A 25,868-nucleotide genomic window follows, 5' to 3' on the forward strand; every position below is an offset into this window, starting at 1 on the left:
AAATTTACTCAACGTCAGCTCCTCGCGGAGGCCGGCATTCCAATACCTGCTTATCGCTTAGCAGCGAATGCAGCGGAGGTTGAAATCTCTGCCGCCGAGATCGGCCTGCCGGTGATTCTGAAGCCAGTCATAGGCAGCGGCAGCATCGGTGTGCGATTATGCAGCACCGTCGATGAGTTAGCCGAACATACCACCTACCTATTGGGTGGGAAGCATATTTGGCGATCTTCACCGAGGATACTTGTTGAAGAATACGCGAATGGTCCAGACTACGGCGCTTACGCAATGGGAAATGAAATCGTTGGGATAGAGGCTGCTGTATATGGCGGCCAGCCGCATTTCGTCTGTAGTGAAGGAACCTTCCCAGCCCCGCTCATTGATGACGAGTACAAACTTATGGCCGATGTTTCGCTGAGTTGCTTGCGATCTCTCGGCCTTGGCTGGGGGCCAACCAGTATCCAATTCCGATGGACGACACGTGGTCCAGTCGTTATTGAAGTCAACCCGCGGCTTGGTGGTGGTCCTCAACCGGTTCATCTGGCTTACGGAGTCGACCTCGTCACCGAACACATCAAGCTTGTCATCGGTCGCGAATGTAACCTGCGCAAAAGCCATTCACATATCGCGGCCTGGCGCTCATTGTTTCCTGATCGCGATGGCATCCTCGATTGGATCCATGGCGGCAGTCAGGCTGCTGCTGTACCGGGTGTCGCCGAAGTCAAATTTTATGTTGAGCCCAAGACGCCGATCATCAGGAAGGGCGATTACCGAGACTCCATGGGGTACATTATCGCCGTTTCATCCAACCGTTCTCGGACAAAGTCGATACTCCAGCAAGCCATCGACCTAATCGACTGGTCGATCACACCATTTCCGACTGAACAGGAACAATAATCGGTTCCTCGTCTCTCCGCACCAGCGCAGATGTCCCAGCCAAAGAGTGATCGTTGCCGAACATTGGTGCGATTGAGAGCACGAAAGAGATGCGGAGCCATAGCTATACTTTGCGATCCGTGGCGAATCGCGATCGGTTGATTTTTGCTGATTCACAGAAGCCTCGTGCTTTGCTTTCCGCGACACGATCGTGAGTGGCGACTGATTACCTGCGCTCCAAAGGGGCTTTGCGCGAGCTAGGCTTCGCTTGATCAGGCGGCCGCCACCTGCTGAACAAGTCTCTCGGAGACATCTTGCAGCCAGATGACGTCGATATGGAAACTGCATTTGACCATGGCCGCTGGGCGTTCAATCGTCTGACTTCTCTAGCCGCGAGTTGAACAACAAGCACAGGACGATCAAGCCTCAGCGACCGGATTGTGCTGGCCAGTCTTAGCGGAGGCTGTGTCATTGTTGCGCGAATGCAAACCTCAAAAATCAATGGAGTAGACTCATGACGATCCCAAAGGGTGTACAGGCATTTCCACGCACTGAATACCTGCGCCGGCTGTCCGCCGTGAAGGCTGAAATGGAGGGACGCGACGTGGACGTACTGCTCGTTTTGGACGCTTCCAATATCACTTATCTTTCAGGCTATACCACGCCGTCCGGATATGTTCCTCAGGCGCTTGTGATTGACGGGGTGGCTGAGGAGCCGACATTCATCCTTCGTCGTTGCGATGCGCCGGCGGCCATGTACGAATGTTTCATGGAACAGGATAAGATCATCGGCTACCCGGAAGCGCTCATTGGCAATCTAGCCAACGACGGATACGATGCCGTCATCGACTTCCTGAATGAAGCTGGTCTCGCGAAACGGGGGCTGGGTATCGAGATGTCGAGCCTGCCTGCAGCGACATCGGAAAAGTTCAAGTCACGGCTGCCTGAGGCTCGCGTTGTAGACTGCACCAAGCTTGTCAGCTGGCTCCGCCTAGTCAAATCCGATCTCGAAATAGAAGTCATGCGGGAAGCCGCCGCCATTTCCGACGCCGCGATGAAGCGCGCCAGCGAAGTCATACGTGCCGGTGTAGCGGAAGCCGACGCGGCGGCAGAGATCGCGGCGGCGTTAATCCGGGGAGCGAATGGAAAGCCGGGAACGGCGCTGAAGGCCTTCTATCTCTGCGCCTCGCCTCGGATAGGTACCTGTCACATTCCGTGGACGGGGGACGTGTTCCGCGACGGGTCCCAGATCAATCTCGAACTCGGCGGCACTCGCCATGGATATTCCGCGGGCCTCATGCGTACTTTCTCGATCGGCGCCCCGTCCGAACGCCTGCGCCGCATTCATGAGGCCCAGGTCGAAGGCCTTGAGGCGGCACTCGCCGCAGTCCGGCCGGGATCAACGTGCAGCGAAGTGGCCAACGCGTTCTACAAGACGCTCCGCAAACACGGTTTCGAAAAGGAAACGCGCTGCGGCTACGCGCACGGCATTGGCTGGCTCGAACCGACTGCAAGCCTCCGGGATGGCGACACGACTGAGCTGAAGCCGAACATGACCTTTCATTTGATGCTGGGCAACTGGATTGAGGACGACTTCGGTTACGTGATCAGCGAGACATTCCGGGTCGCCGGCACCGGCGCTGAGGTAATCACAAACACGCCGCGGAAGATCTTCGAAATCTGAACGGGCAATCGTGTCCGGTCGCCTATCTATTCGATCGTGTTGATGTCAGGCGCTTCTAAGTTGTCCGAATCGCCGGCGTTTTGATGTCCTCCGGAGGGTCTTGCTTCTCTCCGGATTGGCTCTTGGGATTAGAAGAATGGCGGAAAGATCTGTTCGGCGTCTGATTCAATGATGCGATCAGCACGTGGACCGTAGCGAACTCCCTCCGAAGGACTTCTGTCCGCCAGTTGGCGGATTTGAGGTGACACTAGTTGCGATGGCTTCTGGAGCGATTGCGGTCAAGCTTGTTAGTGCTTCATGTCCTATTCGATTGTTCGATCGGTTGGCGACCATCTCCTCGTCCTGACTTGGCTTCGGCTGTGCCGCGGGGGACTGGCCGGTCGTGTTGGCCGGCAGGTCATCGCGTGCGCGACGTGGCTTTGATGGAGCTACGAGCCCGATGGCTGCGATCGCGGCTGGTCTCGCGGCGCACCGCGACGATTTCCAGATCCGTGCCTTCCTCATCGAACAGGCGCATGGCTTGGCCTCGTGCCACGGCAATACAGTACCGGAGGGAAGCCGACTGTCCGCCGCATCTCAAAACCAGGAAGCCGCTTATCTGCGAATTCTGTTAATCCAGGCGGCCAGCTTCGGCGCATGGCTGCAGAATGCCGCGCCGCGGCTTCATCGCAGCAAGCTCGCCACGGCACTGGCTATCGCTGAAGCGCCAAAGTCCCGACAGCGATCGAAGGCTTCGCTGTGCCGATCGCCGCGACCAGGAGATCATCGGCGCGACGCCGGCACGCTCATCAGGCGACGGCAGTTCGCCTCGTTCTGGCTGATCTCCTCGATCTCCTGGCTGACCGTTTCGATGAGCTCGTCGAGCCACAGCCAGTCCTCGTAGAGTCCAACGATCGGATCGCTCATGCGCGGCGATATCTCGTCGGCACGGTTCTCCAGGATTGCGAACTGCGAGTTGCGAAGTGCTCTCGCGCCGGGCAGCACGGCAATACCGTGCTGCGCAATGGCTGGACATTCGGCAGCACCGAAACGAGGTGACGGCCATCTAAACCGCCACCCCCCAGTGCGCGAGAAGCATGGAGCGAATATGAACGCACCCGGAATCTGTTTGACCCAAATGGTTGCCTGGCAACCTATCCGCTAATGAGATTAACGGTGCGTGCGAATTCCCCATCAAGGCCATGACACGCGAGCCGACCAAAAGGGCCGGATACATATGAGCGACTTCCGCTATCCTCCACGCCTCACTTGCGATCAGCAGCCGGTCCATACAATTGGGTCAGGTGGCCGCAAGCATGGTGTCTTGCCGTTTCCAGCGAAGTTCGGTGGCGTCCAGCCACGTGCGAGGCATGATCACCGCCAGTCTTCTGGCAAGCGCGACAATGGCTTTTTGCGTCCCTCGCCGATTGGCGACGTTCTTCGCCCCGGCCTTAAACCACGACCAATTTGCCAACGCGTCAGCGGGACTGGGCGGCCTCGAAGGCAACGACCTCTTCATGCCTAGGCCCGCAGGGGGACATGCATTCAACGCGCTCCCTTTCTCCCTGCTGAAATTACCCGGTCATGGCCGACTTCATTATCTCCGGAGGGACAACCCCGGTCGCCTACGAAACAAGATCGATCACGACCAAACAATTGCCCTAGCCACCTGACGGCGATCATCGATGCTGTGATTTGCGACAATGACGCTGCTTCCCGGACCCTTTTTCGATCGCAGCCTGATTATGCTCGATGTCGGAGGGAAATCCTAGCTTCCGCCGCCCCGTGACTAGTGCCATCGCCGAGGCCGCGGTCCACGCTGTCATGGATGATCTGGTCAGAGAGGGCCTCACGATCTTAATTCGGTGGGCCGGGCCGACGCGCGAGGACGCAGACATCCAAGGGTCAGTTCCGTAACCGACTTGCCCCACGGCGACCTAGCATGTGCTGGCCGGGACCGACCTCTGTGCTGAAAAGCGAGCCTCGGGTCCATCTCGTTACTAGATGTCGATGATACACAAAAGGCATTTGACGAAATCGTGCTGCGGAATGATGCTCGCTTAAATAAGGCACTAGGACAGAAAAAGCTGGGAACTAATAGATGTACAGCGTCGACACTTTCCGACATCTCCAGGAAGAAGCCACGCAATGGCGCCGCTACCTGCACCAGAATCCGGAACTGGGATACGAGGTGCACAATACGGCGAAGTTCGTTGCTGAGAAGCTGGCCTCCTTCGGTATCAATCACATCGAGACGGGCATCGCCGAGACCGGCGTGGTTGCCCTGATCCAGGGTGAGGGCGGGGAGGGGCCGACGATCGGACTGCGCGCCGATATGGATGCCCTGCCGATCCTGGAAGCGTCGAACAAGGCCTGGTCCTCGCGGATACCCGGCAAGATGCACGCGTGCGGCCATGACGGCCACACCGCGATGCTATTGGCGGCTGCAAAACACCTCGCCGCGACGCGCAACTTCAAAGGCTCAGCGGCTTTGATCTTCCAGCCCGCCGAGGAAGATGGACGAGGTGCTTTGAAGATGGTCCAGGAAGGAATCATGGAGCGCTTCAACATCTCCCAGGTCTACGGCCTGCACAACTCACCCGGCACTGACATTGGCCAGTTCGCCATCCGGGAGGGCGGTATGATGGCGGCGCTTGACGAGTTTGACATCATCGTCAAGGGGAGGGGCGGGCATGCAGCTTCGCCCCACAGGACTGTCGACCCTGTGGTCACCGCCGCACAAATCATCGTTGCCCTCCAGACCGTGGTGTCCCGCAACACCGACCCCACTGACGCCCTCGTCGTTTCTGTCACGAAGTTCACGGCGAGCCAAGCCTACAACGTCATCGCGGACCAGGTCGAAATGGGTGGGACTGTCAGGAGTCTGACCTCCGCCGTGCGCGATCTGGCGCAGCGGCAGATCAGGTTATGCGCCGAGGGCGTGGCCCACGGGATGGGCGCGGAAATTGAGTTCAGGCATCGGCGGCTCGAACCCCTTACATTCAATCACACGGCCGGAACACATTTCGCGATCACCGCAGCCCGCGGCCTCGTGGGCCATGACGCCGTAAACGACAACGTCAAGCCTTCGATGGGATCCGAAGACTTTGCCTACATGCTGGAAGCGCGGCCGGGCGCGATCATCCTCTTGGGGAACGGCTCGACGCCGGGCTTGCACAATCCCGCTTACGATTTCGACGACGAGGCGATCCCGTATGGCGTGGGCTATTGGGTAACCCTCGTCGAGAAGATTCTGGCGGCCTGACTTGTCGGGTTACGGCTCGTGAACCGGGCTGAACGGCGAGAGATGCTTCAGTTGACCGTGAAACGCGCAGGACAGGACCGCGTCGGCACCGCCACGTAGATCACTTCGCGAAGTCTCGATTGCGGCCGTCCGCTGGGTCGGCGAAAATTGCATATTCAATTATGCTCAACATTAAAAAAGGGGAATGGCCATGAGCTTCTCTATTATCATTAACCGCAGGCGTTTCCTGCAGGCAGCATCAACCGCCTTGGCTGCCGGCGCACTTCCTTCCATTGCCAGTAACAAGGCATCGGCGCAGACTCCTGGCGAACTGCGCGTCCTTGTCTACGGTGGCGATGCCGGAAAGGCGATGATTGAGGCCTATGTAAAACCATTTGAAGCCGAAACAGGCATTAAGATGACCCCGATTACCGATCAGGGCGACCGGGCATCGATCGAGATGATGGTTGCGCAGAATAACGTCACCGTCGATGTTGTCACCGCTAACCAGGGATCTTCGTTCGAGTTGTCCCAAAAGGGTCTTTTTGAGCCGATCGATTATTCTATTTACAGGAATGAAGACCTAGACGGGCTCGCCGACTTCGCAAAGCAGCCGTTTGGCGTAGCTAACGTAGTTTATGCGTTCGTCATGGTCTACAATACCGAAAAATTCCCAGCGGGTAAGCTGCGGCCGACCACATGGGCGGAATTCTGGGACGTGAACAGTTTCCCGGGTGTCCGCAGTCTTGTCAGCGGCCAATATGGTTCAGAAGGCCCTTGGGAGGAAGCCCTTCTCGCCGATGGCGTAAATCCAAAGGATATATATCCTATGGACCTAGATCGTGTTTTCAAAAGTTTGGACAGAATAAAGCCCGATATTCGCAAATGGTGGGGAACAGGGTCCGAAATCCAGCAGATGATGCATGACAAGGCAGTAGATCTTGTAAATGCCTATGATGGTAGGGCCGGCACGTTGATCAAGCAGGGAGCACCGCTTGAAATTAATCGTAACCAGGCGAAAATAACTTGGGACTACTGGCAGATTGTGAAGGGGTCTCCTAACGCGCACGCTGCGCAACAGTTTGTCGCATTTACCGCGCGCGCCGACCGTCAGGCAGCATTTTCACAACTCATGCCGTTCGGCCCGAGCAACCTCAACGCGTTCAAGGTTCTACCGGAAGATATTGGGCGCTCGCTGGCCAGCCACCCCGACTACCTGAGGTCAAGTGTGCTAATCGACTCGAAATGGTACGCCGAGAAGGGATCGGACGGGCTCACGAACACCGAAAAGCTGGTCCAGCGCTGGAACGAGTGGATCCTGCTTTAAGCCCCTGTCGGCCTTTTGCGACGGCATTTACCGATGACGTGCCGCACCGAACCAGCACGTCATCGTTCGGCTTGGAGTGACGAACATGAATGCACCAGTCAGAACGCTGCATCCGCTAGCTAAGGATAGACCATTGGAGAAACTCGCTCTTTCCGAGCAAATCGAATTTCGGAACGTCACCAAATTATACGGTCAGGTCATTGCGGTCAGGAGCCTGTCGTTGACCGTTGGGCGCGGCGAGTTCCTCACGATCCTTGGTCCGAGCGGTTCTGGCAAGACGACGACACTCATGCTGCTGGCGGGGTTCGAGGCGCCTACCGAAGGTGATATCCGCATCGCTGGGAAGTCCGTCGCCTCGGTACCTTCCTATCGGCGCGATCAGGGCGTCGTCTTCCAAAGCTATGCGCTCTTCCCGCACCTCACCGTTCGCCGCAACCTTGAATTTCCGCTCGAGATGCGCGGCATCAGGTCGGCTGAGCGGGCCGCGAGAGCCGAACGCATCCTGTCACGTGTCCATTTGGACGGCTTGGGTGACCGCATGCCATCACAGCTCAGCGGTGGGCAGCAGCAGCGCGTGGCGCTCGCCCGGGCCCTCATAGCCGACCCTCCAATCTTGTTGCTAGACGAGCCGTTGGGAGCACTAGACCGTAACTTGCGTGAGCAAATGCAGGGTGAGATCAAGGGGCTTCACAAAGAGTTCGGAATCACTACGGTGTGTGTCACACACGACCAGGAGGAGGCGCTCACGCTTTCCGATCGGATCGTGGTGATGAACGCTGGACGAATTGAGCAAACTGACACGCCTGAGGCGCTATATGACCGTCCTGTCTCCCGGTTTGTCGCGAATTTCCTTGGGGACGCCAACATCCTCGATGATCCGTCATTCGCTGTTGAGTCGGATACGCCGCAACCGGACGGCACCGTCGCGATGATCCGGCCGGAACGTATACGGATCTCCGCCCCTGGCGCCACGAAGAGTGCCGACGCCGATCAGCGCCAGCATGTCGCCGGCACCGTGACCGATATGATCTATGCCGGCCCGCTGCGAAGATACCATGTGGCTGTCGGCGATAACGACGTGGTCATACGCGAACACGTCGCCGCGGGGCGTCAGATCTTCCAGATCGGGGACACCATTCAGCTCGACTGGTTGAGATCGGACATCCGCTTCGTCACGACGTGATCTCAGGGGACTCGCAGATGTTGACTTTACAAAAGCTTACGCGGGCCTCTGTTGTGCTGACCTTTCCGGCGCTCTGCCTCCTGCTACTCGTCTTTGCCATACCGATCGTCCAGCTCTTCTTAAACAGCATCAACGCCCCCGCGCTCTCCCTCGTCAATTACGTGACGTTCTTCGTGCATCCTGCGAACGTTCGCGTCCTCATCCAGACCATCGAGGTAAGCATCGTAGCCACGGTCATCTGCGCTATCATCGGCTACCCGACGGCCTACCTGATCACGGCTGCTTCGAAGCAGGTCCGGTCTGTCTTGGTCATCCTCGTCCTGATCCCGTATCTCACGAGTTCGCTGGCCCGAACCTACGCCTGGGTCATGATCCTAGGTGACCGCGGCCTTATCAATAACCTGCTGCTCGATCTGCGCGTCATCACCAGTCCTCTGCCTCTGATTTACAACCGTATGGCCATGTATATCGGCATGGTCCACATCATGTTGCCGATCATGATCCTGCCGCTAGTGAGCGTGATGCTCGGCATCGATAAGTCGCAAGTGGCAGCCGCGCGCAGCATGGGCGCGCGTCCGTTCTCGGCCTTCTGGCGCGTGTTCTTACCGCTCAGTCTGCCCGGCTTACGCAGTGGTGCGTTGCTCGTCTTCATCCTGAGCCTCGGATTCTACATCACGCCCGCAGCCCTTGGTGGCCTGCGCGATGCCATGCTCTCGACTTTCATCGCGGCTGAGGTGCAAAGCTCATTCAATCTCGGCCGGATAGGGGCAGCGTCATTTATTCTCCTCGCGATCGCGATGACGGTGCTCGCCGTCCTCAGACTCAATCCGGCCGGCCCCAAAGGCAATGCTGCGTCGGATCGGCGAAACCGTTTTCCCGCAGCGGGGGCCTTGGTGCGACATCTCACTGAGCTCGGCACGCTTCGGCGGGCGCGTCGCTGGAACATGCATCTTTACCGCGCTGGCGACGCCACCCATGTGTGGAGGTTCATAGGGATCACGGTAGTCATATTCACCCTACTCTTTCTCCTCTTCCCGGGCGTGGTGGTGATCATCGTGTCTTTTAGCGCCGGAACGCAGTTGGAATTCCCTCCATCCGGCTTTTCCGTGCAATGGTATCGTTCGTTTTTTGCCGATCCGTCGTGGAACGGGGCCGCGCTGAGCAGTTTCGAAATTGCAATCTCGGTAACCATAATCTCGACCATACTCGGCACGCTGGCCGCCTATGGACTCAGTCGCAGCGCGCCAATGCTGCGCAACGTGCTCACGTTGGTCCTCCTAGCACCGATCACCTTTCCGGTGATCGTGGTCGGCATCGCAGCCTACCTTGGTCTGGTATCCTTCGGCCTAGTCGGATCGAAGACAGGCATCGTCTTGGCGCACAGCATTGGCGCTATGAGCTATGTCGTAGTTGTCGTCGCGGCAACGCTGGCCAACTTTGACATTAGTCTTGAGCAAGCCGCTAAGAGCATGCGGGCCGGGCCGTTCCGGACATTCATGAGGGTGACTCTGCCTTTGATCCGGCCAGGCATCCTCGGCGGGGCGGTTTTTGCGTTCCTCCATTCGTTCGACGAAGTGGTCATATCCTTGCTCGTCAGCGGTCTATCCATACGCACGCTTCCCTTAAAGATGTGGGAAAACATCCGGCATGAAATCGACCCCACCGTCGCCGCGGTGGCGTCGCTGCTGATGCTTCTGCCCGTGCTCTGGCTCGTCGCCATGTACTTCATCTGGTGGCGGTCAAGATCCAGAATGCAAGCTGCCTCAGCCCGCATGCTCGCCGCGGTCTGAATCCGCACTACTCGTTAGGGCTCCCGGGCAGTGCCAGCGTGTCAACCGCACGGCATGTTACGCGCCTTGGGGCCGCGGTCACTCTGCGCCTGACCATTCAGAACTCTATAGGAAGAAACACGATGACAGAAATCGAACCTACCGTTGCCGTAACAATCGCTCGTGCGTTGTCGCGCCACGGCGTGAAGTTCATATTCGGTCAGAGCCTTCCTTCCGCCGTGATCCTCGCTGCGGAGGAAATCGGAATCCGTCAAATCGCCTACCGCCAGGAGAATATGGGTGGTGCGATGGCCGATGGTTTCGCGAGGGCCTCGGGACAGGTCGCGGTGGTCACCGCCCAGAACGGTCCAGCAGCGGCACTGCTCGTTGCACCGCTGGCCGAGGCCCTGAAGGCCAGCATCCCCGTGGTGGCTCTCATTCAGGAGGTAGAGCGACTGCAGGTGGATAAGAATGCCTTTCAGGAACTCGATCACCTGGCGCTTTTCGCATCCTGCGCCAAGTGGACGCGCCGTATTGGCACCGCGGATCGGGTTGACGACTACGTGGACGCCGCGTTCGTGGCTGCGGCGAGTGGCCGGCCGGGGCCTGCCGTCCTTTTACTGCCGGCTGACCTGCTCCGCGAGACAGCCCAGCCCAGCGCCCACAAGCGCGAGGCATGCCTCAGCGCCTGGCCCCTCGACCGGACCCGGCCGTCGGATGCCAGCATTGCCGAAGCGGCTTTCCTAATCGCGAAAGCCCATTGCCCGGTGGTCATGGCGGGTGGGGGCGCCCTTTCCACCGGCGCGCCATCGGCTCTGGCGAACCTTCAGGAATTTGCCTCGCTCCCTGTATTCACGACGAACATGGGGAAGGGTGCCGTCAATGAATTCCACCCCCTTTCATTCGGCGTGCTCGGATCCCTCGTAGGGCCAACATCGCTTGGCCGCTTCACGCGGAGCTTGGTCGAGGATGCCGACCTGATCCTGCAAGTTGGAACACGAAACAACCAGAACGGCACCGACAGCTGGCGCCTCATTCGTCCGGGTACAAGGATCATCCAGATCGACCTTGACCCGCAGGAGATCGGGCGCAACTACGAGGCAGTCCGCCTCGTCGGGGATGCAGCAGAAACCCTCAAAGCACTCACGCAGGCCCTCAAGACCCAAGATCTCAAGGCAAGGTCACAGGCGCGCCCCGGTCTGGCCGAGCGGATTGCCGATGCCTGGCGCCAGTTCGAGACGGTCAGGGCACCCCTTCTAAAGCAGGCAACCGCAGGGATCAGGCCAGAACGCGTGATGGCGGAACTGCAGAATCTGCTCCAGCCAGAGATGATCATCACTGCTGATGCAAGCTACTCATCGATGTGGGTCGTCGGTCATCTGCGAGCGCCACGGGAAGGGACGCGCTTCCTCACACCCCGTGGGCTCGCCGGGCTCGGATGGGGCCTTCCGCTCGCCATTGGAGCAAAAGTCGCGCGGCCTTCGGCACCTGTTGTGGCGCTTGTCGGGGACGGCGGCTTTGCCCATTCCTGGGCCGAATTGGAGACGATGGTCCGCATGGGAATTCCGGTGACGGTCGTCGTCCTGAACAACGGCATCCTCGGCTTCCAGAAGGACGCAGAAACCGTGAAGTTTGGGGCCTATACCACAGCCTGCCATTTTGCAGCGGTTGATCACGCGGCGATTGCGCGCGCCTGTGGCTGCGAAGGGATAAGAGTCGAGGACGCTGCGGCTCTGCCGGAGGTCCTCAAGCGAGCCCTCGTCGCCGAGCGGCCGACACTCATCGAGGTGATGACGGATCCCGATGCGCATCCTCCGATTTCGCTGTTTGCCGGGACCCTGGATCACTGAGCGGAATGGCGTTACGTGGGCAACCGATGGAACAATAAGCCGGAAGGCGCAAACCGGGGCCTGTTCGGCGCCGACGACGAAGTCGGGCGCCTCAACCTGATCACGGATGACATCCGACTGAAAGCGGCCGCCGAGATCAGGACCGGCCGGGCTTTCTGCCTCAGCTTGCCACTGGATCTCCCCGGCGGGACTGCGCTCAATCCGAACCGCAAGCCGCCGCGTCGTCATGTGGCGATACGCAAGCAGGGACTGCCGGCGGTGAACTATCCCCTATATCTGGAGAACACTCATTACATTGACGCGTCCTGCGATGACAGCGTGACACTATTCACACAATATTCGACGCAGTGGGACGCCCTTAGCCACATCGGGCAGCATTTCAACACCGACGATGACGGCACCGCTGAGATCGTCTATTATAATGGCTTCAGGGGCGGCACGGATGTTCTTGGACCCGATGCCGAAGGCGGAGCTCGCGCGCGCCGATTAGGCATCGACAAGTTCGCCGAGACCTGCGTCCAAGGTTGGGGCGTGCTGCTTGACCTAGGCAGGATCTATGGACGGGACCGAACCCTGGTCGGCTACGATGCCCTAGTGCGTGCTATGCAGACTCAGTCCGTTAAAGTCGAGGCGGGCGACATACTGTGCGTTCACACCGGATTCGCCAAACTTGTTGTCGACATGGACGGCAGCCCGGATCCGCGTGTTCTGCACAATGCCTGCGCCGTACTAGAGGGGCGGGACGACAGGCTGCTCCGGTGGATCGACGACTGCGGTATCGCCGCGCTGGTTGCCGACAACTTCGCGGTGGAGGCGTATCCGAATCGCGTACCGGACGGCTGCGACCACTGCGCCGGCCTGCCGCTGCACCAGCATTGTCTATTCAAGCTTGGCCTTGACGAGCTCTGGTATCTATCGGACTTGGCTGCGTGGCTAAGAGATCATAACCTTAGCCGGTTTTTCCTTACCGCTCCGCCTCTGCGCCTGCCCGGCTCGTTCGGCTTGCCGCTGACACCCGTCGCCACAGTGTAGGAGAAGTAGGTCGTGGACCAGGTTTCGCACGCGACCGCATTCGCCGGCAAGGTGGCTCTGGTGACAGGCGCCGCGCGGGGCATCGGACTTTCGATCGCCACCCGGTTTCTCAACGCCGGCGCCAATGTTGTGCTGGCGGACCTCTCCGAGAGTGACCTGAACGCCAGCATTTCGACCCTGTCTTCGGACTGTACTGGGCGGGCCTTGGCGGTGCGCGTTGATGTGTCCACAGACGCTGATGTCACGCGAATGGTCCAGGCTACATCGGCTCGATTCGGGCGGGTCGACATCCTGGTCAACAACGCGGGAATCTCTCCGAAACACGGCGGACGGAAGGCAACGGTTGAGGAGATGCTCGCCGTGGAGTGGCGTCAGGTTCTCGAAGTAAATCTGACAGGCGCCTTCCTCTGCTGCCGGGCTTGTCTTCCCCACATGCGGGCGGCGAAATGGGGCCGGATCATCAACATCGCATCGGTGGCCGGCCGAACGAAAACCGAGATTGCAGGAGCACACTATGCCGCGTCAAAGGCCGGCATGATGGCCCTTGCCCGCACCCTTGCGGTTGAAGTCGGCTCAGCGAACATCACGGTGAATTCCATTGCGCCGGGTCGCATCGAAACTCCGATGGCTGCCGCGGCTGGTGCCGAACTTAACCAGGCCTACGTCGCCAGCATTCCTGTCGGCCGACTGGGCACCGGTGACGACATCGCCGCTGCGGTCGCCTACCTGGCATCTGAAGACGCTGCCTTCCTCACGGGTGTCACGCTCGACGTTAACGGCGGCTCATTCATGATCTGATCCGCCTGGCGGCTGAATACTTACAAGACTTGAAAGTGGAGCTCTGGGTATGGGTGTACTTACCATGATGCCGGAGGGACTGGCCGTTCCTTCTCTTCTGATCGAACGCGCCTATGTCGCCGGCGAATGGATTTCGGGCGGACGTCGCTTTGACATGACCAATCCCCTCGACCGGCGCGGTCGTTTCGTCGGTCCCCGATGTCGGAAGGGATACGGTGGAGCAGGCCATCGACCCCGCGCACCGCGCGTAACGGGAATGGACCCGACGCACAGGCAAGGAGAGAGCTGGGGTCCTGCGCGCCCTCCATGACCTCATGGTCGCGAATGCCAACGATCTCGCGGCCGTCCTCACCGCCGAGATGGGCAAACCGTTCGCCGAAGCGCGCAGCGAGATCCTGTACGGCGCGTCCTACGTCGAGTGGTTCGCCGAGGAAGCAAGCGTCCTACGGCGACGTCATTCCCGGACATCAGGACGACAAGCGCATTATGGTAATACGCCAGCCGGTCGGCGTGGTCGGTGCGATCACCCCGTGGAACTCCCCGGATGAGATGCTAGCGAGGAAGGTGGCGCCAGCGCTTGCTGCGGCTGCGCCATCGTCTCCAAGCCCGCCGCCCAGACACCGCTCTCGGCGCTGGCACTGGCGCTGCTCGCCGAGCGCGCGGGACTGCCGGGCGGACTGTTCTCGGTGATCACTTCGAAGGACGCGGTCATGGTGGGCAAGGCGTTCTGCGAGAACACCAAGGTTCGCAAGATCACGTTCACAGGCTCTATGCAGGTTGGCCGCACGCTGATGCGGCAGGCTTCCGGCCGGATCAAGAACCTTGGCCTCGAACTCGGCGGCAACGCCCCTTTCATCGTCTTCAACGACGCGGACCTGGATGCTGCCGTCGAAGGCGCGATCCTGTCGAAACTCCGCAATGCCGGGCAGACCTGTGTGTGCGCCAACCGCCTCTACGTGCAGTCCGGGATCAATGATGCCGCCGCGGCGGCGTTGACGAAGCGCGTCAGGAGCCTCAAGGTCGGCGACGGCTTCGAGAAAGGCGTGGCGATCGGACCGCTCATCGAGGAGAAGGCCGCCGCCAAGTGAAGGAGCACATTGCCGACGCATGTGCAATGGGTGCTCAAGTCGTCGCCGGCGGCGAACCGCACGAAAGAGGTGGGCTGTTCTTCACGCCGACGATCCTGACCGATGTAACGCAGGAGATGAAGGTCGCGCGCGAAGAGACATTTGGGCCGGTCGCGCCTCTCTTCCGATTTGATACGGAAGAAGAGGTCATCAAGCGCGCAAACGCTACCGAGTTCGGTCTCGCGTCCTACATCTACACCCGCGATGCATCCCGGATCTTCCGTGTCTCCGAGGCGCTGGAATAGGGCATGGTCGTCATCAACACGGGGCTCATCTCCACCGAGGTTGCGCCGTTCGGTGGCATCAAGCAGTCCGGCATCGGCCGCGAAGGTTCGAGTACGGCCTCGAGGACTACACCGAGTTGAAGTATCTATGCCTGTCCCTCCAGGATCCCGGGCAGAGAGTTATCTCCTGCACTAAGCCGGGTAGGGACCGCGTTGCTGCAGGTCATGAGCGGTCTGGATGATCCCAAGCTGTCGACCTCGAGCGCGGGACGCTTGTTGCCGGTCCGGCCGGATTGCGTCTCCTCGAAGATCTACTCGCAGCCGGCGCGCATCAGAGCATCAGAGCATTGCAGGTCCAAGTTCTGGCCGTCGAAACGTGCGCGTAGCCGATCTGCATGTCCGGATTGAATCACAGAATTACAGAATCGATTCCGTAAGAGCTCACGTCCGGACATACAGACGTTATTTCGGCCGGATGCCGCCAACGCGCATGACGCTCCGCAGATGCCGGGAAACGGTCGCTATGCAGATATGCGGCTGGTTTGCTGCGGGGAGACAGCCGCGACGTCGCCGGGAAAGCCATCTGGCCTCACGATGGTGCCGCCTGCATTCGATATTTGACCGGCCGGCACAAGTGCGATCACATGGGCACGTGACCACCCGCAAGGGCGGCGCTGCCTCCGATGATGATGATATAGAATACTGCTCGAGGTTCCCCGCGTGACATCACATAGACCTCCTGCCTCCTTAGGCTTTCTCGAGCTTGAGCGCGGGCTCGCGCCGGGCGAGAAACCTCCGCAAACGTATCCCGGTTCCCTGCTCAATCCAGATACTTACGACTTTCCGATCATCATCGAGACAGTGGAGGGTGCTTGGGCGGATCGCGTCATCCGAGGCGATCCGTCGCTTGAACCGGCCTACGTCACGTCAGCGCAACGCTTGGTCGAACGGGGCGCCGTTGCCGTGATCGCCAACTGTGGGTTCGCCATCCGACATCAGGCAGCGGTGGCCGCGTCGGTGAACGTACCCGTGGCGCTGTCAAGTCTCCTGCTTATACCGACCCTGCTACGTCAGCTTCCACCCGGCGCCAAGCTCGCGGTACTGACTGCCGATTCCACGCATTGCAGCGAAGGCCTATTCGGGATCGACGACCCGGCCGAGCGTGCGCGGATAGTGGTCGGCGGTATCGAAGGTGGAAAGCTCCTGGATAACGAAATGCAGCGCCCGCCGCGGCGCACGCTAGTGTCTGAAATCGAGGACGATGTCACGGCGTGCGTCACGCGACTGAGAAGGAGATATCCGCACATCGCGGCTTTTCTGTGTGAATGTACCGCATTCCCTCTGGTGTCCCCGATCATACGCCGGTTGACTGGGCTGCCTGTTTTCGACACGGTGATGCTGAGCCGAATGTTATTCACCAGCGCGGCGTGGACCGAATCATTCGAAACCAATCAGCGGACCCTCGCAGAAATAGTGAAGGACCGGGATGAAGGCGCTTATCTGGATAGGCGAGTGAAAGTCTTCACGGCGTCGCGATGGGCACCAGCGGCCGGGTCGCCAGCTCCCTCAAGCGACGCCTGTCAGTCGACGTCGACCATGAGCGATGGCAAGACATCGTAGTTATAGCGTCACCTTTAAGCGTTGGCCGTGCAGGAAAATCTGTCGGGCGAGACGCTGCACATTTGGGGGAACGGCATGACATCACCCGCACCCTGATCCTTGTCTGGATTGGCAGAGGCAGGTGGAGTGGTTCGATGAACATACGGCTTCGGCCGCTCTGATCACGGAAATGAGGCGCGAATCGCCGCAGCTGATCGGCAAGCAGGCTCAGGAGCTGGAATTTCTAGGGCGATCACGGCCTGCAACCGAAGGTCAGACGCCGGTTCGTCGCCGCGACCGACAGCATTCATAGCAGTCCGATCTACTCCAATCTGGCAAAAGGACATTGTCCCGACCTGCCAACCAACTCTAGGTCGGCGATATCACCTATGCCGCGCTACCGGCCCGCTTCGTCTACGTCGCCGTCATTCTCGACGTCTGGTCGCGCATGATCGTCGGCTACGCCATCGCCCGCGCGATCGATGCCCCCCGACGGTCGCCGTTGCGCCGCAATCGAGCGCAGAAAGCCGCCGCCAGGCCGCGTCCAGCGGCTCCCGGCCCGCAACGATCGAGGATTAACACATCCGGCAGACGAGCAAAACCGCAGCCCGATCGGTGTAACCCTAGAGCGCACTCCAGATCGCGGTCAGTTTCTGCAGTCGAGCATTGCGACCAACATCTCATGTCGACCGCCGTCATCACCGCCGCCTCGCACTCGGCGCAGCACCGAAATCGGTTGGCGACGTCTCGGCTGCCACGCTGATGGGGCACCGAGTGGGCGCCGACTCGACGCGTGACCGGCTACGGGATGCCGATCCCGAAATACCGCTTGTGGGCCACATCAAGGATGCGATTGATCAAGCTCGAATAGCTGTGCCCAGCGGCGATTGCGGCTAGGACATATTCGGATTGCATACTGAGCCCAGGCATCGTGTTGATCTCCAGCACAAAGGGTTGGCCGGAGCGGTCGATCCGGACGTCGAGGCGTGCATAGTCCCGGCACTCGCAGGCACGGAAGGTTGCAATCGAAATATCCCGCAGCAAAGTCGCAAGACTGCTCCCGACTCGCGCCGGGCAAATCGTCGACGCCTGCTCGGCAGGCAGGTACTTCGCTTCCCAAGTCAAAAGGCCAATTTCGCGTTCGCCGAAGTCGATCTCTGCGAAGGGCAACACCTCGGGTTTTCCGTTTCCCAGCAGCGCGACATGGATTTCCCGCCCATCGATGTATTCTTCCACTAGCGCATCCTGCCCATATTGCCCAATGATCATTTCGACGGCTTGCGCCAGCTGAGAGGGCTCATGCACGAGTTGCAAACCGAAGCTGTTGTCTTCACGGCGCGGCTTCACCACAAGTGGGAATCGCAAATCGCCGGTGCTGTCGGTGCCGCAGCGCATGATGCGAAAGTTCGGCGTCGGCACGCCGCAACTGCGCATGAGCGTCTTGCTGATAACTTTGTCGTCCGTCAGTCCATGCCCGAGTGGGCTCGATCCGGTGTATGGAACGCCGGCCATCTCAAGCATGCCCGGAACGTGCGTGAAACGGTAATCTCCTTGAATCCCCTCCGCCAGGTTGAAAACAAATCCTGAAGGGCGGGCTTGCGGATCGGGTGGCATGAAGCGCTCGAGCGTATTGAGCAGTCCTTTGTCGCCTTCACACAAAAGCGTTTCATGGCCGCCATCTTGCAGTGCCGCCACCGCCCTTTCGACTGTCTCGCCGGGCGGCCAAGGCTGCGGGGGCTGTGGATAAGGCTGACCGAATCGGTTGATCACGCCTGTAAAATCACGATTCCGGACGACGGCTACTCGCATGACGTACTCCTTGATGGTTCGGTTCTGCACTTCATTCGCTCGGATTTGTTTTCTCGAGGGAACAGCCCGCTTTATCCGCGCTCGCCTTCACGGAGTCCTATGCAATCCGCGTGCCACCAAGAGACGGTGCGAATAAAGGGGCAAGCGCTATGTGTCTCGCGGCGCGCCCGCGCGGGACACTTGTGCCTATGCCGCCGCTTGACTTCTGCCGAGGGACCCAGCCCGAGCCAGGCGGCGAAATCGCGACCGCACTTGAAGGGTTCCATCGGTGGCGAAAATGCCAAGGGCAGCAATAGGGCCGACACCGGGCATGGTTTGCAAGCGCCGAGATGTTGCAGCTTGCTTGGACAGCATGTCGATCGTCTTCTTCAATGCCGCGAAACGGCTGCTCAACTGTTTGATTTGGTCAAGAGCGCTGCAGATGTCGCGGACCAGATCCGGCAGGTCTGCACTCTCGTCCTCGACGATCTCTGCCAGACGTGGCAGGTGGCCGATGCCTTGCGGAACAACATAACCGAACTCCTAGAGGTGCGCGCGCAACGCATTCACCCATTCGGTTCTCTGATTCACGAACTGCTCTCTGGTGCGAAACACGATAGCCCGGGACTGCTACTCCTTGGTCTTCGGTTCGACAAAGCGCGTTGTCGGTCGTTGCGCTGCTTCGACGATCGCCTCCGCTTCGGCGACGTCGTTCTTCTGCCGCTTGACGGACGGTTTGGGACATAGGCCGGGACAATCAGTCTTGGCTCATGGCCAAGCCGAGCCATCTGACAGGTCTGTAGTGGGAGCTGCCGCACGCTTCCATTGCCACGACACATGCCGGTTGACTCGCCATGAACTTGCAAAACTGCAGGCGCGACAGCTTCTTGCGGAATACAACCGATCCATCAGCTGCCGCCCCCTGCAGCTGAATGCCGTTCTTTCCCAGATCGACCCCAATGATAGTAACTTTTCCATCGATGCCTGCCTCTCCTTTGCGTGGCGCTAACACCACCAACTTGGCACATTGCGATGCCGTCGGAGAAGGCTGGCATCCACCCCATCAGTAAAATGGGACAGCCATGGTGCTGGTCGCGCGGCTTGGCGCAGAGCATGTTTCTTGTGCTCACGCAGATCGTCCATGTTGATCTAGCGGTTGGCGCCATCCGTTTTCGTTGGTTTCGACAGCCAATGTCCTGACGGGGGCGGCATCTCTATGTTTTGGAAAGATGAGCACGACACAGGTGCGCCGGCGGATTTCCTCGTTGAGGCCGCCCTCGTCCATCTCGGCCTCGAGCACCTCCTGCATCCGCACGGATCACTTCGTGCGGACCTGCGGGGCTGGAAGCAGAATGTCTTTGGCGGCAGCGCTGGTCGATTACCGGGGAATCAACAGGTGCGATTTTCAGAGCTGCACCGTCGACAGAAAGCGTCCATCTGGGCGGGGAGAGTCGTTAGCCATCTACTTATTAGATGGCGATTATATCGAGTCTCTATTTGCCAATTCAGCAGCTGTCGAAGAAATCTAACTTAAGACTATAAAGGGGAACCGCCACACCAATTACCTTGTGCACGCGCTGGCCATCAGTTCCAAATGGGCGCGACGAGGTGCGGGAATGCGGCGTGGCGAGGCTTAAAGGAGGACCAGAATGATGTGGTCTATGAATCGCCGTGCGGTCGTCAAAGCAATGCTGGTGGGATCGGTTGCCCCGTGGGTCATTAACTCAAGGGCGTTCGCTTCGTCTTGTAGCGACCATATTGTGCGTGTCGGCTCGATGGGTGCTCCCGATTCCATGAATCCATTCGCCACCTGGAGTTCGTTCTGGCCGCTTGTCTTGTCCTACGATTCGCTGGTCGGCGTTGACGCCCAGCGACACCCTGACCGGAGGGGGTTTGCGAAGGCGTGGGCCGTTGCTGATGACGGGCTCACTTGGACAATCAAGGTATGGCCCGGCATGAAGTGGTCGGACGGCCAACCCGCCACCGCCAGAGACGCCGCGTTCACCTATAATTATCTGCTTGGCTCCGTGGGCAAGCCAGACGAGCTGAATATTGGCCAAAACAGCACAGACGGCATGGAACAAGTCGCATCCGTTACGGCCATTGATGACGAAACTCTGCGGATCGTGACCAAGGCTCCTACGCGCTGGCCAATTGACAACTTCGTTCTAATGGTCCCTGAGCACGTTTGGAAGGACATCGGCTACGCGGATGCGCGCAGCACTTTTCGCAACGACCCGCCGCTGGTGGGAACTGGGCCTATGATCGTTGCGGAGTTTCAGCAAGGCCAATTTGTGCGCCTTACGCCAAACGCGTATTTTCGCACTGAGCAGCCGAAGACGGCCGGGATGATTATCCACTTCTTCACCACGCAGGATCCAATTGCCCAGGGTCTGAAGAGTGGGAGCTTCGATTGTGGGGGCGTGACAACCGCACAGTGGGCTGCCTTCTCGAAGGAGAGCGATATCGGGGTCTATGAATCTCGCGTGGAGCAGCGGGACTATCTGGCATTTAATACGGCCTCCGGGAAGGGGGCGGGCAGCACCAAGGCCCTGCAGGATCCAGCGTTTCGCGACGCGATCGGCTATGCGATCGATCAGAAAGCGATCGTGGATCGCGCCTACCGCGGGCACGCAGACCCTGGTGTCGGAATTGTGATGCCGGTAGCCGCCGACTATTACTCAGACCTAAGCGACATCAGGCGCCGCTTCGATCTAGCCGAGGCGGGTCGTCGGCTAGACGCGGCCGGATATCGGGACACGAACGGCGATGGTGTCCGGGAGGACAAGGAGGGAAAGAGCTTACAGCTTGAGCTAATCACAGGAAAGGCTTCGGGTGTGAGCGAGATTCCGATTGCAGCCGTGCAGCTTGTTGCGGGCTGGCTGGGACAAATTGGCATTCCCGTGTCGGTGACCCAGCTCGATTCCGGTGCGCTCACAGCCCGCACGACAGCGCCGACGGACGGCGGCGGAAGCTGGGATCTGCTAATCGCCAGCAACTGGCTGTCTTCCTCGCCTCACGACCTGCTCGTCTTGGGCAGTAGCAAGTCCATCGGCCTCACTAACAGATCGTACTGGACAAATGAGAAGTTCGACGCGCTCCTGACTGAGGTCGACCGTACCGTCGACCTGAAGAGGAGCCAGGAGCTGGTCGATCAGGCAGCGCGCCTCATCTATGCTGAGGCGCCGTATATCATTCTGAGTCACCCCTTAACGCTCGGTGCCTATCGTAAGGACTGCTTCCAGGGCTGGGGACCGGAGGACGCGATATCGGATTGGAGCTATTTCCCGTTCGATCGGTTGAGGCCGATCTAACGTGGCTGGCAACGCACAGGAAGGGCGAACAAGCCGCATTGGGAATGTCCTGATCAGGGCGGCCATAACTCTTTCGATGGTGGCCACACTGAACTTCGTCCTGTTCAGGGTCATTCCCGGTGACCCTGCAGCGCTTCTGCTTGGCGGTGCTCGGATGAGCGTGTCCGCTGAACGGATCGAGGCGCAGCGCCAGAACTGGGGACTCGACCGGCCGCTTTTCCCGGACCAGATACTTGACTACCTGTCGGCAACTCTACATGGCGATCTCGGCTACAGCTTCAAGTTCAGGGGTAGACTTGTCTCTGACCTTATTTGGGAGCGCTTGCCGGCCACCATCGCCCTGGTTGGCTTGGCCCAATTAATCGCCATGCTATGCGGTGTCATGCTTGGGCTCTATGCGGGTTGGCGCAGAGGAGGAGCTGTCGACCGTATCGCCATGGGAGCATCTCTAGCGCTCTATTCTACGCCGTCTTTCTGGCTTGCTATGGTACTAGTAGTCATTTTTAGCACGGCATTGGGGTGGTTTCCGGGTTATGGCATCTATTCACCCGGCGCTAGCATAGGTTCAACTGATAAGATCCTAGACTACTTGCGACATCTCGCACTTCCGGTCGCCGCGGTAGCCCTTGGGCTGATCGGGCAATACGTTGTGGTCGCGCGTGCAGCGATGAGTGACGTCGTTACTGAGGACTACATGGTGACCGCACGCGCCAAGGGACTTACCAACGGTCAGATGCTGATGCGCCATGCATTTCGTAACGCAATGCTGCCGCTCGTGACCTTGATTACTCTCAATCTTGGCTACGTGGTCGCTGGTGCGATCACCGTCGAAGCCGTCTTCGCCTGGCCGGGAATTGGTGGTCTCACGGTCGAAGCGCTCAACGCGCGGGACTACCCAGTTCTTCAAGGGATATTCCTGTTGCTTGGTGTATCGATCGTTGTCGCGAACCTCCTAGCCGATCTTGCCTACGGCATTCTTGATCCGCGAATCCGGCAATGAGTGAAAGTATCGTGCGATATTCCTCGCGTAGCCGGGCGAGAGCGATCAAGAGCTTTCTATCCAATCTTCTTGGTCACGCCGGGGCTCAGCTCGGCCTGTTGTGTCTGGTGTTTTTCCTTGTCCTCTCTGCTGTGCCCAATATCCTCGTAGGTCCACTTGAGACCGTAGCCACCGCAACTGGTGATTTCCTCGTTCCACCATCAAGCCAGCATCTGCTGGGGACCGATGAGGTGGGGCGTGACGTGCTCAATCTGGTCGTCCATGGTGCCCGGATATCGCTCACGATCGCGCTGCTGGCGACCGTCATCAGCCTCGTCGTCGGCACTACGGTTGGTATCATTGCTGGCTACTACGGTGGCAGAGTTGACGTCTGGCTGATGCGGCTGACGGATTTCTTTTTCGTCATGCCGTCCTTCGTCCTTGCGCTGGTCATCACACCCGTGGTGCTCGAAGTAATGGGGCGGGGCAGAGAAATCCTCGGCTTCCGTCCTTCCCTCTTCGTGATCCTTGTCGTCATCGGCATAACAAGCTGGGCGTTTGTCGCCCGTATCGTTCGCAGTCAGACACTATCGCTTAAGGAGCGAACATTCATTGATCGCGCACGAGTTGTGGGCAGCAGCAATTTGAGCATCATGGTGCGGCATATCCTCCCCAATCTCGTTCCGCAAATCGCAGCGAATGGTGCGCTGGTCGTCGCTGGCGCAATCTATGTCGAGACGTCGCTCTCGTTCCTCGGGCTTGGCGACCCATTGCAGCCTTCATGGGGCACTTTGCTTTCGCTCGCTCAGCGCGCCGGTGCGGCCAGTACCGGAGCTTGGTGGTACCTCGGCGCCCCCGGGCTGTGCGCCCTCGCGGTTTCCCTTAGCTTCGTCCTGGTCGGCAATGCCCTCGACGACACGTTCAATCCACGGCAGAGGGTGATCCCATGACAAACCTCTCCCAAGACAAGGCATCGCTTTTGGAAGTCGACGGGCTTTCTGTTGAGTATCGGCTCAAGGGCGTTTCATTGCGAGCGATCGACCGCGTGAGCTTCGCGCTCCAGGCTGGAGAGGCCGTTGGCCTCGTCGGTGAATCGGGCAGTGGCAAGACTACCACCGCCATGGCGATCGCTGGTCTACTATCGCCCAATGCACGGGTCAGCGGCGGCCAAGTGCGCTATCGTGGTAACCTGCTGTCGATCGACAATGATGCGGCGATGCGGCCACATCGCTGGACCGAGACGTCCGTCGTTTTCCAGGGCGCGATGAATGCGCTCAATCCCGTTCACCGCATTATCAAGCAAATCGCCGAGCCATGCATCCTGAAGCTCGGCATGTCGCGTGCCGAGGCGACCGCGCGGGCACGGGAGGTTCTAGAACTCGTCGGCATTCCGACGGATCGCGGCACTGCCTATCCCCACGAGTTGTCGGGCGGTATGCGTCAAAGAGTGATGATTGCCATGGCGCTCGCATGTCGCCCCTCGATCATCATCGGTGACGAGCCGACCACGGCGCTCGACGTCATCACACAGGCTCAGATCCTCAAGCTGTTGGGGAAGTTGCGATCGCAGCTTAACCTAGCGCTCATTTTAATCACCCACGACCTGTCTGTCGTCGCTGAGTCGTGTGATCGCGTGATGATCATGTACGCCGGCCGGATAGTCGAGGATGGAACCGTCGCGGAGATCTTCGCTAAGCCCAAACATCCCTACACTCGCCTGCTGATCGAATCGATCCCCAACCCGGCGAGCGGCATACGGATAATTCGCCCTATCCCCGGTGATCCTCCCAACTTAATGAATCGACCGTCAGGCTGCGCCTTCCATCCACGTTGCCCGTCAGCAACGGGGGTCTGCACGACCGAAGTTCCCAGCCTCGAAAAGTTCGGGTGGGGACGCGTCGCCTGTCACCTTCACCGTTCCTCGCAAGAAGGCAGGGTTGCAGTTCATGCCTGACACCTCCGACATCCTGAGTCTCGAGAGCCTGAAGGTCCATTTTCCTATCCAGGGCGGACTGTTCGACCGGGTCCTGGGGCGATCTGCCGGGGCGGTGCGTGCGGCGGATGGAGTCGACCTCAACATTGGACGAGGTGAAATCGTCGCCCTGGTTGGAGAATCCGGAAGCGGCAAGACGACAGTGGGCCGCGTCATCACCAAGCTAGCCCAGCCCACAGGAGGCAGGTTGCTGTTTGAGGGCCGCGATATGACGTCTGCAAAGGGCTTCTCGGCTCTGCGTCCCTACCGGCGACGCGTGCAAATGATCTTTCAGGATGCTTATCAGGCGCTCAACCCGCGACACACCGTGTTCGACAGTGTGGCAGAGCCGTTGCGCTCCCTGCGGCTGGTCAAGAACCATGCTCAACTCACAGAAAGGGTCAGCGAAGCGCTTTCGGCGGCCGGGCTCAATCCTCCCGGTGATTTCTTCGCCCGCTTCCCACACGAACTCTCCGGCGGCCAGCGCCAGCGCGTCGTGATTGCCGGAGCGCTTGCCGTGAAGCCGGAGCTCATCGTTGCCGACGAGCCCGTGTCGATGCTCGATGTATCGATACGCGCACAAATTCTTCAGGTCCTGGTTGACCTGCGCGCCAAGCACAACATGGCGCTACTGTTCATCACCCACGACCTGCCGCTCGCCTGGCTGATCGCCGACCGGATTGCAGTCTTATATCTTGGGAGATTGGTCGAGATCGGCAGCGCCGATGACATCACATTCAACCCCCGGCATCCCTATACGGTCGCGTTGCGCAACGCCACGCCGCAGATTCGCAGCGACGCAAGTCGCTTCGAGCTGCCGGCGTTGCAAGGAGAGGTTCCAAGCGCCGCACGCGTGCCGAAGGGCTGTCGTTTCCATCCTCGCTGCCCGCTTGCTTTCGACCGGTGCAAGGAGGAGGAGCCGCCGGCCATCGAAGTCGGGCCGCAGCATATGTCCGCATGCTGGCTGCCGACGTCAGGTGCGAAAGCAGAATTGTCGACACCCAACCTGAAAAGTGCCGACCATGGTTCCGTCTGACAGTAAGTAATAATAGGGCACTCGAAGCGCTATTCTGCCAGAACGGAATTAACGGATGTTGGTAATAACGCACCGTGGCTCGTTAAACGG

18 protein-coding genes and 3 pseudogenes are annotated in these 25,868 nt (G+C 59.4%); 18 read left to right on the forward strand and 3 right to left on the reverse strand.

Annotated elements, in window-relative coordinates:
- The 3 genes and pseudogenes from EOA23_RS04115 to EOA23_RS04125 all read left to right on the forward strand — a co-directional run.
- Positions 1-894, forward strand: an 894-nt coding sequence (locus tag EOA23_RS04115; RefSeq protein ID WP_127302982.1) for an ATP-grasp domain-containing protein, incomplete at its 5' end; no start/stop codon positions are given.
- 493 nt (positions 895-1,387) lie between these two features.
- The gene (locus EOA23_RS04120; RefSeq protein ID WP_126080651.1) at positions 1,388-2,557 is read left to right on the forward strand and encodes a Xaa-Pro peptidase family protein; all 1,170 of its coding nucleotides are present in this window, start codon (positions 1,388-1,390) and stop codon (positions 2,555-2,557) included.
- Positions 2,558-3,070: 513 nt separating this feature from the next.
- Positions 3,071-3,173: pseudogene (locus EOA23_RS04125) on the forward strand (transposase); the annotation flags it as partial.
- A gap of 146 nt (positions 3,174-3,319) precedes the next feature.
- Here the strand turns inward: EOA23_RS04125 and EOA23_RS36045 are convergent.
- Positions 3,320-3,541: a hypothetical protein gene (locus EOA23_RS36045; RefSeq protein ID WP_127256907.1), complete on the reverse strand. Its 222-nt coding sequence runs from the start codon at positions 3,539-3,541 to the stop codon at positions 3,320-3,322.
- 1,096 nt (positions 3,542-4,637) lie between these two features.
- Between EOA23_RS36045 and EOA23_RS04135 the strand changes: the two genes are divergently transcribed.
- The 9 genes and pseudogenes from EOA23_RS04135 (at position 4,638) to EOA23_RS04175 (ending at position 16,710) form a co-directional block, all read left to right on the forward strand.
- Positions 4,638-5,801, forward strand: a complete 1,164-nt coding sequence (locus EOA23_RS04135; RefSeq protein WP_126080652.1) for a M20 aminoacylase family protein — start codon at positions 4,638-4,640, stop codon at positions 5,799-5,801.
- 190 nt (positions 5,802-5,991) lie between these two features.
- Positions 5,992-7,107, forward strand: coding sequence for an ABC transporter substrate-binding protein (locus EOA23_RS04140; RefSeq protein WP_127302983.1), 1,116 nt, complete (start codon positions 5,992-5,994; stop codon positions 7,105-7,107).
- An 85-nt stretch (positions 7,108-7,192) separates the two neighbouring features.
- Positions 7,193-8,290, forward strand: a complete 1,098-nt coding sequence (locus EOA23_RS04145) for an ABC transporter ATP-binding protein (RefSeq protein ID WP_126080654.1) — start codon at positions 7,193-7,195, stop codon at positions 8,288-8,290.
- Between the two features lie 17 nt (positions 8,291-8,307).
- Positions 8,308-10,080, forward strand: coding sequence for an ABC transporter permease subunit (locus EOA23_RS04150; protein ID WP_126080655.1), 1,773 nt, complete (start codon positions 8,308-8,310; stop codon positions 10,078-10,080).
- 122 nt (positions 10,081-10,202) lie between these two features.
- Entirely contained in the window at positions 10,203-11,909 is a 1,707-nt protein-coding gene (locus EOA23_RS04155; protein WP_126080656.1) for an acetolactate synthase catalytic subunit, read from the forward strand.
- A 15-nt stretch (positions 11,910-11,924) separates the two neighbouring features.
- The gene (locus EOA23_RS04160; protein ID WP_126080657.1) at positions 11,925-12,941 is read left to right on the forward strand and encodes a cyclase family protein; all 1,017 of its coding nucleotides are present in this window, start codon (positions 11,925-11,927) and stop codon (positions 12,939-12,941) included.
- A gap of 12 nt (positions 12,942-12,953) precedes the next feature.
- Positions 12,954-13,739, forward strand: coding sequence for an SDR family NAD(P)-dependent oxidoreductase (locus tag EOA23_RS04165; protein WP_126080658.1), 786 nt, complete (start codon positions 12,954-12,956; stop codon positions 13,737-13,739).
- 64 nt (positions 13,740-13,803) lie between these two features.
- Positions 13,804-15,245: pseudogene (locus EOA23_RS04170) on the forward strand (NAD-dependent succinate-semialdehyde dehydrogenase); the annotation flags it as partial.
- A 565-nt stretch (positions 15,246-15,810) separates the two neighbouring features.
- Entirely contained in the window at positions 15,811-16,710 is a 900-nt protein-coding gene (locus EOA23_RS04175) for a hypothetical protein (protein WP_245466449.1), read from the forward strand.
- Between the two features lie 780 nt (positions 16,711-17,490).
- On the opposite strand, the gene EOA23_RS04180 is transcribed toward EOA23_RS04175, so the two are convergent.
- Complete coding sequence (locus EOA23_RS04180) at positions 17,491-18,498, reverse strand: hypothetical protein (RefSeq protein ID WP_126080659.1); 1,008 nt, start codon at positions 18,496-18,498, stop codon at positions 17,491-17,493.
- A gap of 252 nt (positions 18,499-18,750) precedes the next feature.
- On the opposite strand from EOA23_RS04180, the gene EOA23_RS04185 reads away from it, so the two are divergent.
- Complete coding sequence (locus EOA23_RS04185; protein ID WP_126080660.1) at positions 18,751-19,224, forward strand: hypothetical protein; 474 nt, start codon at positions 18,751-18,753, stop codon at positions 19,222-19,224.
- A gap of 402 nt (positions 19,225-19,626) precedes the next feature.
- On the opposite strand, the pseudogene EOA23_RS36315 reads toward EOA23_RS04185, so the two are convergent.
- A pseudogene (locus EOA23_RS36315) lies at positions 19,627-19,747 on the reverse strand (IS256 family transposase); the annotation flags it as partial.
- Positions 19,748-20,126: 379 nt separating this feature from the next.
- On the opposite strand from EOA23_RS36315, the gene EOA23_RS04190 reads away from it, so the two are divergent.
- Genes EOA23_RS04190 through EOA23_RS04210 form a run of 5 tightly spaced genes read left to right on the forward strand, consistent with a single transcriptional unit; the run spans position 20,127 to position 25,778 of the window.
- On the forward strand, positions 20,127-21,791 hold the full coding sequence (locus tag EOA23_RS04190) for an ABC transporter substrate-binding protein (protein ID WP_245467327.1): 1,665 nt from the start codon (positions 20,127-20,129) through the stop codon (positions 21,789-21,791).
- 1 nt (position 21,792) lies between these two features.
- Positions 21,793-22,791, forward strand: coding sequence for an ABC transporter permease (locus tag EOA23_RS04195; protein WP_281013029.1), 999 nt, complete (start codon positions 21,793-21,795; stop codon positions 22,789-22,791).
- On the forward strand, positions 22,788-23,720 hold the full coding sequence (locus tag EOA23_RS04200; protein ID WP_126080661.1) for an ABC transporter permease: 933 nt from the start codon (positions 22,788-22,790) through the stop codon (positions 23,718-23,720). The genes EOA23_RS04195 and EOA23_RS04200 overlap by 4 nt, the downstream gene beginning before the upstream one ends.
- On the forward strand, positions 23,717-24,724 hold the full coding sequence (locus tag EOA23_RS04205) for an ABC transporter ATP-binding protein (protein ID WP_126080662.1): 1,008 nt from the start codon (positions 23,717-23,719) through the stop codon (positions 24,722-24,724). Before EOA23_RS04200 ends, EOA23_RS04205 begins: the two co-directional genes overlap by 4 nt.
- Positions 24,717-25,778 (forward strand): ABC transporter ATP-binding protein, encoded by a 1,062-nt coding sequence (locus EOA23_RS04210; RefSeq protein ID WP_126080663.1) that lies wholly within the window; start codon positions 24,717-24,719, stop codon positions 25,776-25,778. Before EOA23_RS04205 ends, EOA23_RS04210 begins: the two co-directional genes overlap by 8 nt.
- Positions 25,779-25,868: the final 90 nt, after the last annotated feature.

Origin of the sequence: Mesorhizobium sp. M2A.F.Ca.ET.042.01.1.1 (assembly GCF_003997405.1) — a bacterium.
GTDB lineage: Bacteria > Pseudomonadota > Alphaproteobacteria > Rhizobiales > Rhizobiaceae > Mesorhizobium.